This window comes from uncultured Fluviicola sp. (assembly GCF_902168135.1).
In the GTDB taxonomy this organism is placed as follows: Bacteria; Bacteroidota; Bacteroidia; order Flavobacteriales_D; family Crocinitomicaceae; genus Fluviicola.
Window position 1 is genome coordinate 146,452 of record NZ_CABHOL010000017.1, and the last position, 13,564, is coordinate 160,015.

Below are 13,564 nucleotides of genomic sequence, written 5' to 3' on the forward strand. Positions count from 1 at the left end.
TTGTTTTTCATAGTTTTCAACATTATCCAATTTTAAGTTGAATCCTTTCGAAGAAACAAACCATTAGAAGGAACCCAGTCCCCAGGCCAATAATAACAATCCGATCACGAATGTAATGGTGGCCAGGGAGGCAATCATCCCGAAATAACCGAAAAAGTTCAGGCGGTATGCCGACTTGTCTCTTCGGTACTTGTCAACCGAGATGATCCCGAATATCAAAGCCAGGAGAATCATAAATCCTGCAGCTACAAAGAAATAAGGGGAGGTTAAAAGAACAATTCCCAGGATTGCAAGTGTCAGGGAGCTGAAATAAAGTCCGAAAGACATGACTCCGAAAAGCTCAAATACTTTCCGTTCTTCCGTTTCCCAGGCCCCTTTTACGCTTTTCTGATGAACTGATGAGGTGATTTCATGATTTTCAGATTCCATTGAGTGGATGGAAACCGGGTTTTCAGATAGTGTAATTGGTTCTGCCATACTTTCCGGTAATTCCGGTTCGGTAACAGGTTCCGGAAGTGGTTTTTCAGTTTCCGGTGTTACATTGCTTTCGAAAGGTGTTTCCGCAACCAGACCTGCTTGTTGTTGGCTTTTGGTTATTCGGTCCGCAGTTTCTTCAGCTTCCTTTTCGGACACTTTTTTCTTCCACTCTATGTGATAACCCTTTTGAAAAACCCGTTTTTCAATGGTGCAGTTGGTGAGAAATGTGCATACACATGTGCCAAGAATAATAGCGATTAATTTAGTCTTCATGTGGATAAGATTACATTCGAATATAATTAAATTTGTCCAATGAACCGAAAATTGAAATTGTGGGAGCTTGACCGCGTAGATGAACAGACTTTTAAAGGCCAGGAAAAATTCCCTTTGATTATTGTTCTGAACGATATTCGCAGTTTGAATAACATCGGTTCTTTTTTTCGGACAGCAGATGCTTTTAATGTGGAGAAGATCTATTTATGCGGCATCACTGCCCAGCCGCCACACCGGGAAATTCACAAAACGGCACTTGGAGCAACAGATACCATCGATTGGGAATACCGGAAAGATATCAATGAACTCGTTTCGGAATTAAAACAGGATGGAATAGCTGTCTGTAGTATTGAACAGGCAGAGAAAACCGTTTTGCTGCATGAGATCGGGAATCTGAGTGATCGGAAATTTGCACTGGTTTTCGGAAATGAAGTAGATGGGGTGGACCAATCTGTTATTGATGCTTCTGATTACATCCTTGAAATTCCGCAGTTCGGCACCAAGCACAGCTTAAACGTTTCCGTTTGTGCAGGGATAGTATTGTGGGAATTCGCTAAGAAATACATTTCTTAATTACGAATTACGTCCGTCATCTTACGGAACGAATTACGAATTATTGTTATCCGACAAAAAAGACTTGTCTTTCTTCCTTTTCCTATTTTAGGAGGCTTTAAATCCATTCAAAATAATAGGGTGGGTAATTTTTCAAATAAGGATCTACTCTTTTTTGGTGGATTGATACCTGTTGCCAAAACGCACAATTACACGACCTGTAGGAATAGCACAGAATCTCCAATCATTACCCGTCCTTCAGATTTTTTTGAAGAAACGGCAACTAGCCGATTTGGTTATCAATCCCGGAAAGTGCTAATTCTGTAGTGTTTGTAAAACAACTGCAGAATTGCATTTTGGATCCTGATCCCGCCTTTTCGTGGATTGATCAAAATCGGTTGGTTGGCTGAAAGCTGTAATTGTGCAAAGGCATTTTTGCCTACTTTTTGGGCCGGCAAAAAGTAGGGAGACAAAGAGGATCATTAGGAGATGTTGGAAATTACGAATATTTCTCATGTTTGTAACCGCTCTCATCTAAAAAGAATTGGGATTTTCTCGTAAAGAAACCTCTTGTATAGATTAAGCGTGAATCACCCGAGTACTACTCGACTTACACCCGACTATTAAGCGTGTTTTGTACTGATTTTTAACAACCGATTTTAGTGGGGTTCAGTCCTTCAAAGTTAGCGGGGAGGAGTCGGAGCCCAGTTGTCTTGACTTTTGACCCTCAAAATTCCGACTTTTTGAGGTTTCTCAAAAGTGTGAATAGATTATTCGGTAATCGGTTCATATAATGCGTAAGTCAGCGGATTGTCTTTTCTGTAAATTACCTGGAAAGAGAGAATCTTCAAGGGTTTTTTATCCCGGTTCCAAATAAAAGTATTCAAGGTTGGGTTTTCAAATTGCTTGTAATTGAGGTCAATGAATTTGATGGATTGTACCAAAGTCACAGTACTATCCTTTAGGTTAATTGTGTGCCTGGAAGCAGGAGTGCCGCGGAACACAAGGACAGAGTCTTTTGATTGGATATTCAGCACGAGCAAAGGCTCCTGTCTCAGATCCGAAAGTTTCAATTTTACTACCACATCCACCAAATCGGAAGGTCTTTTTACCAGCTTGTTCAGTTCTTTGGCGTAGCCCGGTCCCCATTCTTCATCCTTCTCAAAATGATAACTGCCATCATACCATTTCCCCGGGTTGTAACCGTTGAAAAGATGTTTGTTTTTTACAATATCTGCGATAGGTTTTTCGCTGGCCTTCCCTTTGGAAAGGAAAAGTGTGGAAGCCGAGAAATAATTCTTTTGCCAGATAATATGCGGGTATTTTTGAAGGATTATTGCCCTGTAAGTCGATGGAAGGGAAGATGTGGCGGCCAGGTAAAAATGGTCGTTGTCCGAATGCTTTTCCAGGAATGCTTCCAGGTCTTTCTCCGTAAATTCCGGAACAGTAATGAATTTCACCTTTTGTGGAATACGGAAGTCACCTCTTTCGGAATAAAAACGGGTTTTAGGCTCGTCGGAGAAAATGAGTGCATACGCCGATTCTTTGTCTACATGCACAACATCCAATACCAATTGGTTGAACGGGGTTTTGTAAAATACCCGGTAGTACTGACGCTGGAAAATCAAGGCATAAATATTCAATACCGCAATGATCAGAACCAGTGCTAAATTCAATTGTTTACTCTGTTCCTTTGCCCATCCGAATAAAAAGATAAGCAGGAAAGGGTAAGCAAAAATGAGCACGGAAGTTTGTAATACAGGTGCCACATAAATGGAATAAAAATACCCCACGGCATATACGGAAAAGAAAAGTATTCCTGCAAAAAGAATAGCTTTTGAGTTTCGTCTGACAACCCTTCCGGAAATCCTGGTCCAAACAATAATCCCGGTGTAAACTGCAACCAACAGCACGGAAAATTGGAAAATGTAATAAACGTAATGCGGTAAAAAAGAAGGTTCGGGTTTTCCCAGCCAGCCGGCTAATCCTCCCATTTTGAGTTGTGCGGAAAGGATCGTAAAATGAGGCGAATACAAAACCACGGCTGCCAGGCAAAGCAATAGGTACTTCCAAAGAAAATCCCGGAACGTATAAACAATCCCGATGATGCCGATAAGTCCGGCGGTGAGCATGCTGAAATGATGATTGTATGCACACAGAGCAGCAGCAATCGGGAACCAGATGAGGTGTTTTCGTGCGTAGTTCTTAAAGAACACAATTTCTCCCCAGTGATAAGCAAACAGCAAAGTAAAAAAGAAACCGGAAGTATAAGGTCTTGCGATTTGGCTGTACATCAAAGGATATTGACTGGTTGCAATAATGGCAGCTACAATCAATCCCACGGTGATATTCGACCAGCGTTTCCCGATTTTATACCCGAAATAAACACCACCGACACCCGAAAGGATAAAGGGAAGTTTAACCACCCATTCGGAAGTTCCGAACAACCCGGTCCAGTAATACAGGAAAACCTGGACAAAAGCCGGATGTCCGTCTACTTTTACTCCTTTAGCTATCAACTCACCGAAAGAATCGAACCGGGTGCGCAATAATCCGCTGAGCTCATCATGCGTATAAGGAATCGAGAACAGGTCATAGCATCTCAAAATAAGAGCGAGCAGAAGAATTCCGATAATGATGGAATGTTCTTTTAGAAGACCTGGAATATTGCTCTTAGTTGATCCGATCACATGAATGCTTTTAACAAAAATAGTAAAGCTTCCGGGTTTTTGGTTTTTAGCTTGGATTTCTAATAGGAAAGGAGGTTGAATTACCCTTTTTTAGCGATTCCTATCTGGGAAACTATCTTTATTTTTGTAATACTTTTTATAGAACTAATGATTGAAACTGATATAATTATAATCGGTGCAGGTCCGGTGGGACTTTTCACCGTGTTTGAAGCGGGATTATTGAAATTACGCTGTCATTTGATTGATTCTTTGCCTCAGCCGGGAGGGCAGTGTTCAGAGATCTATCCTAAAAAACCGATTTACGATATCCCCGGATTTCCATCCGTTTTGGCCGGTGATCTGATTGATAACCTGATGGAACAGGCAGCGCCGTTTAAACCAGGATTTACTTTGGGAGAAGCTGCAATGACTATTGAAAAAACAGAGGATGAGAAATTCATTGTGACAACCGTAAAGGGAACAAAGCATTTGGCTCCGATTGTTATGATTGCCGGTGGATTGGGAGTTTTCGAACCACGTAAACCACCTATTTCAAACATTGCAGACTTTGAAGACAAAGGAGTCGAGTACATCATCAAAGATCCGGAGTTTTACAGGGGGAAACGCTGTGTGATCGCCGGCGGCGGAGATTCCGCATTGGATTGGTCCATCTTCCTGGCAGAAAAGAAAATCGCAAAAGAGGTAGTGCTTGTTCACCGAAGTGCTTCTTTCCGCGGACATTTGGATTCCGTACAAAAGGTGATTGATATGGCTGAAAACGGTCAGATCAACCTGATCACAGAAGCCGAGGTTGTGGGGTTAGCAGGAAATGGTTCTTTGACCCAGGTAAAAATCCAGCACAATACACAAGGCGAAATGATCCATGAAACGGATCACTTTATTCCTTTATTCGGATTGAAACCGTCTTTGGGTCCGATTGCCGACTGGGGACTGGAGATCGAAAAGAATGCAATCAAAGTGGATACGCTTGATTATTCAACAAATATTCCGGGAATTTATGCCATCGGTGATGTAAATACCTATGAGAATAAACTGAAACTGATTCTTTGCGGTTTCCATGAAGGTACGCTGGCTGTTCAATCGGCATTTGCACGCATTCACCCGGATAAGAAAAATATTCTGAAATACACCACGGTAAACGGGGTTCAGGGGTTTTAAGATCCCTTCATGATTTCGGTGGGGACGCAATGCTTTGCGTCCCCACTTTTTATGGAACAATTTTTGTTTCAGTTAAGCGTTAAAAAACAAGTAGGGACGTGATGCATCGCGTCCCTACTGTAACAAATTGAATTAAATCATATTTTATGAAAATCGGGATCGCAATTGTTTTAGTTATCAGTACGAGTTATTTGTCAAACGCTCAAACTTTAGGGAAAATCGTTTCCAAAGGAAAAGAATTGACTACAGGAACATCGACTTCCAAAAGTCCGTTGACAAATGATGAGGTAGTGAGTGGTTTGCGTGAAGCATTAACTACCGGAGCGAAAACAGCAGCCGGTGCAGCTGAGAAGGTAGATGGGTTTTATAAAAATCCGAAGATCTTTATTCCATGGCCGGCAGAAGCAAAATCCATGAAAGATAAATTGGTGATGTTGGGAATGCAAAGCCAGGTTACACAATTTGAAGAATCAGTGAACCGTGCGGCAGAAGAAGCATCCAAAAGTGCTTTTGAGGTATTTGCAGGTGCAGTGAAAGGAATGTCTGTCAGTGACGGGTTTGCTATTCTGAACGGTGGTGATACTGCTGCAACCCATTTTTTACGTGAGAAAACAACGGGCTCTTTAACTGAGAAGTTTAAGCCGATCGTAAAAACAGCAATGGATAAAGTGCGTGTTACGGAGTATTGGAATCCTTTAGTGACGAAATATAACAAGATCCCGGGGGTCACGAAACAAAATCCGGATTTGGAAGCTTATGTAACAGCAAAAGCAATAGACGGATTGATGATCCTGATCAGCGAACAGGAAGCTAAAATCCGCAAAGACCCTGCTGCGCAGGTAACCGACTTATTAAAACGCGTATTCGGGAAAAGCTAAAAAACAGTTAAAGCATTTGGGAGTGAATATTCTTTCCCGCTTATTGAGTAATTTTGTAAAGCGATCAGATTGGTCGCTTTACTAGTTCAAAGGAGGTTCAATAGTTCAAAAAGTTAAAATGGATGATTGAATCTATCACAGATAATGATTAAACTTTTGAACTTTTTCAATTCTTTGAACATTTTAGATTATGAAAAGCATAACAGTTACAGAATTAAAGGCATGGAAAGACGGAAACGAGGATTTCCAATTAATTGACGTGCGTGAACCTTATGAAAATGAGATTTGTACGCTGGATGGGATTTTAATTCCGATGAATGATATTCCTGCAGAATTCGGTCAGATCGATCAAAACAAAAAAGTGGTTGTTCACTGTCGATCCGGAAAAAGAAGTGCAAATGTGATCTCTTTTTTAGAACAGCAGCACGGTTTTACCAATTTATACAACCTGGAAGGCGGAATTCTGGCGTGGATCGAAGAAATAGATCCTTCTATGGAAGCTTATTAAGAGGGTTCAAAAGGTGAAAGAGTTTAAGAGTTCAAATTTTGAACCTTTTAACCTTTGAACATTTTCAACTTTTGAAATGAATCGCAAAACAATCAATACTGTTATTGTCCTGGGGATACTCTCATTGCTGAGTGTCCTGAGTATACAATTGTTTTGGATACATAAAACCAACGAAGCACAACGCCTGACTGTTCAGATACAGGAGCGGGAAGACAGCCTGAATTTGAAGCAGTTTTCCGAACGTGCGCATATTGCCTTGCGGGATGTCCTGGAACAGATTAATACGAAAGATGATATCAGTGCTAATTTGTATGGTGCTGTAAAGCAAATCCGCCCGAATTACTTTTCGGTCGATATCGAGGAAGAATTACATCCGTTTTACCTGGAACAATTATTGAAACGCGAATTTGATAATCAAAGCCTGAACCAGGATTTTGTTTATGGGATTTATGATTGTTATTCCGATTCGATTGTCTTTGGAAACCTGATTAAATACAATAAGAATTCGTCTTATTCCGTAACCAATAATGATTCGGTAGGAAAAACATCCAATCAGTTGAAATGGAAAAATGACGGACATTATTTTACGGTTCTCTTTCCTAATGTAAGTTCAAGTTCCATTGCCGTAAGTAAAACGGATTTTTATCCGTGGTTTTACCTGGTGGTATTGCTGCTTCTTTTGTTTCTGTTCTTCGTTTTTACGTTGAATGTGATCCTGAAACAAAAACGTCTTTCAGAAGTGAAAACGGATTTTATTAATAACATGACCCATGAGCTGAAGACACCAATTTCAACCATTGGTCTTTCCAGCGAATTGCTTTTGAGAGGAGATTTTAAGGAAGACCCTGATCGACTGCACCGGTATGCCGAGATTATTTACAAGGAAAACAAACGTTTGGAAAACCAGGTTGAGCGCGTATTAAACGTGGCTAAATTGGATCGTGAAAAACTGACTTTGAAGAAAGAATCCTGTTCAATTCATGATTTAATACTGGAAGCAAAAGAAAGCTTTGATATTAATCAAACCGATAAGGGCGGAGAAATCGAATTATTACTCGATGCACAACGCGAAACATTGATGGTGGATGAAGTGCACATTACGAATGTGATCTACAATCTGCTCGACAATGCGGTGAAATATTGCAACACCGTTCCGCATATTGATATACGCACCTGGGATGATGGACAATTCTTTTACCTGACCATTACAGATAATGGAATCGGTATAAAAAGGGAAGACCTTAAAATGATCTTCGATAAGTTTTATCGTGTTCCCACAGGAAATCTGCACGACGTGAAAGGTTTTGGACTGGGGCTTTATTATGTGAAGCTGATAGTGGAGGAGCATGGTGGAACGATCCAGGTAAAAAGTCAATTGGGCAAAGGAACAACCTTCTCTTTGAAATTTCCGTTGAAGTAATTCCACTTATCTTTGTGTGAATTTACAAAGTGCAAAATTCTCGGATTTTAGAATTTACTTCTTCATAAATTTGTGAACAGATTTTGGTTTAATTTATTGTAGATCAATTTTTTATAAAATTTAGATAAAGCAAAAAACATCAGTGAAAACCCTTGTTGATCGCATTTTTTCCATTCAAACAGAGCAGGATTTTAACGACTGTGCTTTGGAGGTTTATCGTTTTCAAAAAGAACGTGTTCCCGTTTACAAAACATTTTTGGAATTGATCGGTCGACCTGAACCGACGCATTATTCTCAAATTCCTCATTTGCCGATTGCATTTTTCAAAACCCATCAAATCATTGCGGACGGCAAGTTCGTTCAGCAGGTTTTTAAAAGCAGCGGAACAACCGGCATGGTGCGAAGTGCTCATTACGTGGCTGATGTTTCGATCTATGAACGTTCTTTTGTTCCGACCTACGAGCAGTTCCTGGGGAAATTGGAAGATCAGATCATTTTTGCGTTACTGCCGAACTATGTTTCGCAAGGTGAGTCGAGTTTGGTTTACATGGTGGATAAATTGATTGAGGGAACGAAGAATGAACTATCCGGATATTACCTGCAGGATCCGGAGAATTTACTGCAAGCTATTTCCAGAGGAAGAAAAACCGGGAAAAAATTGGTTTTGTTCGGGGTTTCCTACGCTTTGTTGGATTTGGCAGAGCTAAAACCCGACCTTCATGATGTTACCATTATCGAAACCGGCGGGATGAAGGGAAAGCGAAAAGAAATGACCAAAGATGAAATGCACCGGGAGCTGATCTCGGGATTTGGCTGTGAATACATTGCTTCCGAATATGGAATGTGTGAATTGCTCTCACAGGCATACAGCGACAAGAACGGGGTCTTTGAACTTCCTTCGTGGATGAAGATTTCCCTCCGGGAAGTAAATGATCCTTTCGGATTGGTGGGGCCGGATAAAACAGGCGGAGTGAATGTAATCGACCTGGCAAATATCTATTCCTGTTCTTTTGTTGAAACTCAGGATTTAGGCCGGATAGAAAACGGAAAGCTTCGATTAATGGGGCGTTTTGATCATTCGGATATCCGGGGTTGCAACTTGCTGGTAGCAAATTAAAAGTTCAAAATGCTCAAATCCCGATTTCTATCGGGATCAAGATGTTGAAAGTTTTTTAGGTGAACTTCTAATTTTCAATTGAACGCTTTTGAACTTTTTTAACTCTTGAACCAATTGAACTCAATCCTCTTGTCTTTAACCAAATCGAATTTTTGTACTTTTGATTGTCAGTCATACTTGAAATAAATGGATTCAGCAATTCACCATATTATCCGCACACACTCCGAAGAATTATTTGATAAAGTCAAAGGTTACAGGGAGCACATGCATCGTTTCCCTGAGTTATCCTATTCGGAGTACAACACGATGGGTTTTGTTGCTGAGCAGTTGGATAAGATCGGTATTCCTTATCAAAAGGAAGTTGCCGGTACAGGTGTCCTGGGAATTATTCGTTCGGATAAGCACCGGGAAACGGATTCCTGCATAGGTTTGCGTTCCGAATTGGATGCTCTGCCGATTACAGAACAAAATAATTGTGCCTATAAATCAACCGTCGACGGTGTGATGCACGCCTGCGGACACGATGTGCATACGGCGATTCTGCTTGGAGCTGCTGAAATTATCTGGGAGAATAGAGATTTACTGAAGCATCCGGTGAAGTTGTTTTTTCAACCGGGAGAAGAGAAAAATCCGGGAGGAGCTTCTTTAATGATTGCGGATGGAGCGTTGAAAAACCCTCCCGTTCATGAAATGTTCGCTCTACACGTTTTCCCTGAAATGAAAGTGGGTAATGTGGGGTTCCGTCCCGGTTTGTACATGGCATCCTGTGATGAGATTTATATTACGATTAATGGAAAAGGCGGGCACGGTGCAACTCCGCATCAAACGATTGATCCTATTATGATCGGTGCGCATTTACTAACCGGTCTGCAGCAAATCGTCAGCCGGAAATGTGATCCGAAAATCCCTTGCGTTCTATCCTTCGGGCATTTTGAAGCGCTTGGGGCAACGAATGTGATTCCGGAAAAGGCAGTTCTGAAAGGAACTTTCCGGACGATGAACGAAGAATGGCGGAAAGAAGCATTGGACTTGATTGCCAGACAGGTGCATGCTACCTGCGGACAATTCGGGGCAACCGCTGATCTGGAAATTTCAGTGGGATATCCGTATTTGGAAAATGATCCTGTTTTGACAGAGAAAATGACTAAAAAGAGCGAATATTTCTTCGGTAAGGGACATGTGGAGGAATTACCTATTCGGTTGACTTCCGAAGACTTTTCGTTTTATGCACAGGAAATTCCGGTTTGTTTTTTCCGTTTGGGAGTCCGCAACGAAGAATTAGGCATCATTTATGGTGTACATCATCCGAAATTTGATATCGACGGCAGGGCATTGGTTGTAGGAATGCAGGCAATGTGTTTGGCAGCTTTTGAATAAGACTATGAAAAATTGGTTGTTTTTGAGTTTAATCACTTTACTGCTCACTTCCTGTGGGGAGGAGAAGGAAGTGCATGAAACGGAAATTTACGAGATCCGGTCGATTGGTACACTTTCCACCACGGAGTATACGTTGGGAAAGATCATTCACTGGAACGACGAAGGAGAATGGTATACCTATGGCGATCGGAAAATTCTTCTGAGCTGTAAAGCTACCGTGAAGGCTGGTGTGAATCTGAATGCCATTAAAGAATCCGATATTCAGGTGGATGGAAAGAAAATTACCATTCAGCTTCCTCCTCCGGAAATTGTGTCTTTTGAAATGGACCCGGATTTGGTTCGTACCGAAATGACGGATGTCAACGGTTTTCGATCTGATTTTTCGCAAGTGGATAAATCAAAAGTCCTGCAGAAGGGAGAAGAATCTATTCGTAAAGACCTCCAAAAACTAAATATTCTCGATGAAGCGGAGCAAAATGCAAAGATTTTCATCGTTGACTTTTATAAGAACCTGGGATTTGAACAAGTAATCGTACATGAAACTCCAAAAGATAAGAGAAATACGAACATTGATCATTAGATTGCTGATTGTAGGATTGATAGCATTCGGTGGATACTGGATTTATCAATTATTCTTCAAAGGGCCGGCTAGTGATGAAATTGTTCTGGAGGAAACTCCCCTGAAGGTCGAGCAAATACGTTCGATCCTCGAATTGAATACCCTGAAGTTCCAGGATGAGGCCGTGGTGGATTCCGTAGAATATTACAAATCGGAAAGTGAGGTGCTTTGGGGAACCTTGGACAAGTTAACCGATCCGAACCAGTTCAAGCATGGCCTGCATCCAAACGGTGTGAAAAGAAGGTTGACACTGATCGTAAGGGGAGAATTACTTTACGGTGTAGATTTGAAAAGAAAGGATTTTCAATTCCTTCCGAAAGGGGATACTTTGACAATTGTCATTCCGCAGCCCGAACTGCTTTCTGTTTCAATCAATCCGAAAGGAACCGAAGTGTACCTCGAAAATGGCGACTGGCAGGATTACGAGCGGGCAGGTTTGCAGCGAAAAGCACGAAATAAGATGATAGCTTCCGGAGAACGCTTAAAACTTCCTGAAAGAGCAAAGGCACCACTGGAAAAAGCACTGCGGACTTTGGTAAAGACGGATAAAACACTGATCATTAAATTTGAAAACTAAATGAAATACTTTATACCCGTTCTGATTGTTGTTTTCAGTTTTGGAGCTTCTTTCGGGCAATCGGATTCATCCCGGCTGAACTTTTTGTTTGTAGGCGATATCATGCAGCACGGCGGACAAATTGCAGGAGCCTATCATGCAAAGAAAGATGCTTACGATTACCGTGACTGCTTCCAATTTGTGAAACCGCTCATTAAAAATGCGGATATTTCCATTGCAAACCTGGAAGTAACGCATGCCGGAAAACCATACAAAGGTTACCCGCAGTTTTCCGCACCGCCTGAATTGTCTGAAGGATTGGTGGATGCAGGTTTCAATGTTATCATCACTGCAAATAATCACAGTTGCGACGGAGGTTCGAAAGGTGTGGTGAAAACATTGGATGTACTGGATCGATTGGGAGTAAAACATACGGGAACATTTCGGAATAAGGAAGAACGAACCCGGAATTATCCCTTGTTGGTGGAAAAAAATGGATTTCGCGTAGCGGTTCTGAATTACACTTATGGAACAAATGGTTTATCGGTTGCGGCTCCATTGATCATTAATTACATTGATAGTGCGGTCATGCAGGCAGATTTCAAAAAAGCCCGCGAAATGAAAGTCGATCTGATCGTTTGCACTTTGCATTGGGGAACGGAATACCAGTCTTTACCGAATGCTTATCAGAAGAATTGGGAAAAATTCTGTTACGACCAGGGAGCCGACATGGTGATTGGAGGCCATCCGCACGTGTTGCAGCCGGTTGAAGTGAAAGAGATTGAAGGGGAAAAGAAATTGACAGCGTGGTCATTGGGAAATTTTGTTTCTAATCAGCGCGACCGGACCAAAGATGGTGGAATGATTCTGATGGCTGAAGTGAATAAATCCTCTGGTAAGGCTGTGTTGGGAAAGGTAGAGCATGTTTTTACCTGGGTTTTCCCAAGACAGGAAGCAGTTGTAAAGCCTTTTTACATTTTGCCGGATTTTGATTACAATAAGTACCGCCCGGATTTCCTGGGTGGAGAATCTAAGGCAAAATACGACCTCTTTTTTTCAGATTCGAGAGCATTGTTTAAAGAGCATTCCAAAGGAACAAGCGAGTACGTGGTTTCAGATCCGGTTATCACAAATCTTTACAGCAAGTTGCTGAAAGGGTATTATGCTCAGGAATATCCTGTTGAAGTTTATAAGAATGCGGAAATTATCCAGCCGGGTTTCAAACAATTAATTCATAAAGTGCTGGGTGCCGATGGCGAATATCATTGGGTGGTCGGTTACTTTGAAACCGAATCGGAAGTGGAAAAAGCTCCAATTCCTGAAGCATTTATAGCCCAGCCTAAAACGGTTTTCATTTCACCAACAGCATATAAAGTCATTAAATGAAGGTATCATTGATCGTTGCCATGGACAACGAACGCGGAATTGGGAAAAACAACGATTTGATGTGGCATCTGCCCGCAGATATGAAGTTTTTTAAAGAAACTACAACCGGTCATATTGTAGTTACCGGCCGTAAAAATTACGATTCCATTCCGGAACGTTTTCGTCCGCTTCCGAACAGGGAAAATGCAGTTTTGACAAGGAATGCGGATTATGAAGCTCCCGGGGCTTTGATGTTTCCGTCCCTGGAAGCCTGTTTAAAGCATTATGAAAATGAAACAGAAAGAACGGTGTTTATTATCGGTGGCGGACAGATCTACAAGGAAGCGATGGAACTAAATGTTCTCGATGAAATGTACATTACGCATGTGGACCATGTCTATGGAGCTGATACCTTCTTCCCGGATTTTGATGAATCAAAATGGAATGTGGAAACTGTTTTTCAGCAGGGAGCAGATGAGAAGCATGCTGTTGGGTTTGAAGTAAAGAAGTATATTAGAAAATAATTAAATACTATAGTTAGGAGCTGTGAGGACGGGAGATATCGCGTCCCCAC

13 protein-coding genes are annotated in these 13,564 nt (G+C 41.4%); 11 read left to right on the forward strand and 2 right to left on the reverse strand.

What is annotated here, in order from left to right:
• Positions 1-63: 63 nt before the first annotated feature.
• Positions 64-750: a hypothetical protein gene (locus QZT69_RS06050; RefSeq protein ID WP_294671766.1), complete on the reverse strand. Its 687-nt coding sequence runs from the start codon at positions 748-750 to the stop codon at positions 64-66.
• 39 nt (positions 751-789) lie between these two features.
• On the opposite strand from QZT69_RS06050, the gene QZT69_RS06055 reads away from it, so the two are divergent.
• The gene (locus QZT69_RS06055) at positions 790-1,323 is read left to right on the forward strand and encodes an RNA methyltransferase (RefSeq protein WP_294671768.1); all 534 of its coding nucleotides are present in this window, start codon (positions 790-792) and stop codon (positions 1,321-1,323) included.
• 749 nt (positions 1,324-2,072) lie between these two features.
• Here the strand turns inward: QZT69_RS06055 and QZT69_RS06060 are convergent.
• A complete protein-coding gene (locus QZT69_RS06060) occupies positions 2,073-3,992 on the reverse strand; it encodes a glycosyltransferase family 39 protein (RefSeq protein ID WP_294671771.1) in 1,920 nt (639 codons plus the stop codon).
• A gap of 147 nt (positions 3,993-4,139) precedes the next feature.
• Between QZT69_RS06060 and QZT69_RS06065 the strand changes: the two genes are divergently transcribed.
• The 10 genes from QZT69_RS06065 to QZT69_RS06110 all read left to right on the forward strand — a co-directional run bounded on the left by QZT69_RS06065 (position 4,140) and on the right by QZT69_RS06110 (position 13,514).
• Positions 4,140-5,150: an NAD(P)/FAD-dependent oxidoreductase gene (locus QZT69_RS06065; protein WP_294671773.1), complete on the forward strand. Its 1,011-nt coding sequence runs from the start codon at positions 4,140-4,142 to the stop codon at positions 5,148-5,150.
• 146 nt (positions 5,151-5,296) lie between these two features.
• Positions 5,297-6,028 (forward strand): DUF4197 domain-containing protein, encoded by a 732-nt coding sequence (locus tag QZT69_RS06070; RefSeq protein WP_294671774.1) that lies wholly within the window; start codon positions 5,297-5,299, stop codon positions 6,026-6,028.
• A 190-nt stretch (positions 6,029-6,218) separates the two neighbouring features.
• Positions 6,219-6,536 (forward strand): rhodanese-like domain-containing protein, encoded by a 318-nt coding sequence (locus QZT69_RS06075; protein WP_294671776.1) that lies wholly within the window; start codon positions 6,219-6,221, stop codon positions 6,534-6,536.
• 76 nt (positions 6,537-6,612) lie between these two features.
• Positions 6,613-7,956, forward strand: coding sequence for a sensor histidine kinase KdpD (locus tag QZT69_RS06080; protein WP_294671779.1), 1,344 nt, complete (start codon positions 6,613-6,615; stop codon positions 7,954-7,956).
• 142 nt (positions 7,957-8,098) lie between these two features.
• Positions 8,099-9,073, forward strand: coding sequence for an acyl transferase (locus tag QZT69_RS06085; protein WP_294671781.1), 975 nt, complete (start codon positions 8,099-8,101; stop codon positions 9,071-9,073).
• A gap of 186 nt (positions 9,074-9,259) precedes the next feature.
• Positions 9,260-10,450, forward strand: coding sequence for a M20 family metallopeptidase (locus QZT69_RS06090; protein ID WP_294671784.1), 1,191 nt, complete (start codon positions 9,260-9,262; stop codon positions 10,448-10,450).
• Between the two features lie 22 nt (positions 10,451-10,472).
• Positions 10,473-11,030 (forward strand): DUF4230 domain-containing protein, encoded by a 558-nt coding sequence (locus tag QZT69_RS06095; RefSeq protein ID WP_294671786.1) that lies wholly within the window; start codon positions 10,473-10,475, stop codon positions 11,028-11,030.
• Entirely contained in the window at positions 10,987-11,646 is a 660-nt protein-coding gene (locus tag QZT69_RS06100) for a DUF4230 domain-containing protein (RefSeq protein WP_294671788.1), read from the forward strand. Before QZT69_RS06095 ends, QZT69_RS06100 begins: the two co-directional genes overlap by 44 nt.
• Positions 11,647-13,011: a CapA family protein gene (locus tag QZT69_RS06105; RefSeq protein WP_294671790.1), complete on the forward strand. Its 1,365-nt coding sequence runs from the start codon at positions 11,647-11,649 to the stop codon at positions 13,009-13,011. It begins immediately after the preceding gene.
• Positions 13,008-13,514, forward strand: a complete 507-nt coding sequence (locus QZT69_RS06110; protein WP_294671793.1) for a dihydrofolate reductase — start codon at positions 13,008-13,010, stop codon at positions 13,512-13,514. The genes QZT69_RS06105 and QZT69_RS06110 overlap by 4 nt, the downstream gene beginning before the upstream one ends.
• Positions 13,515-13,564: the final 50 nt, after the last annotated feature.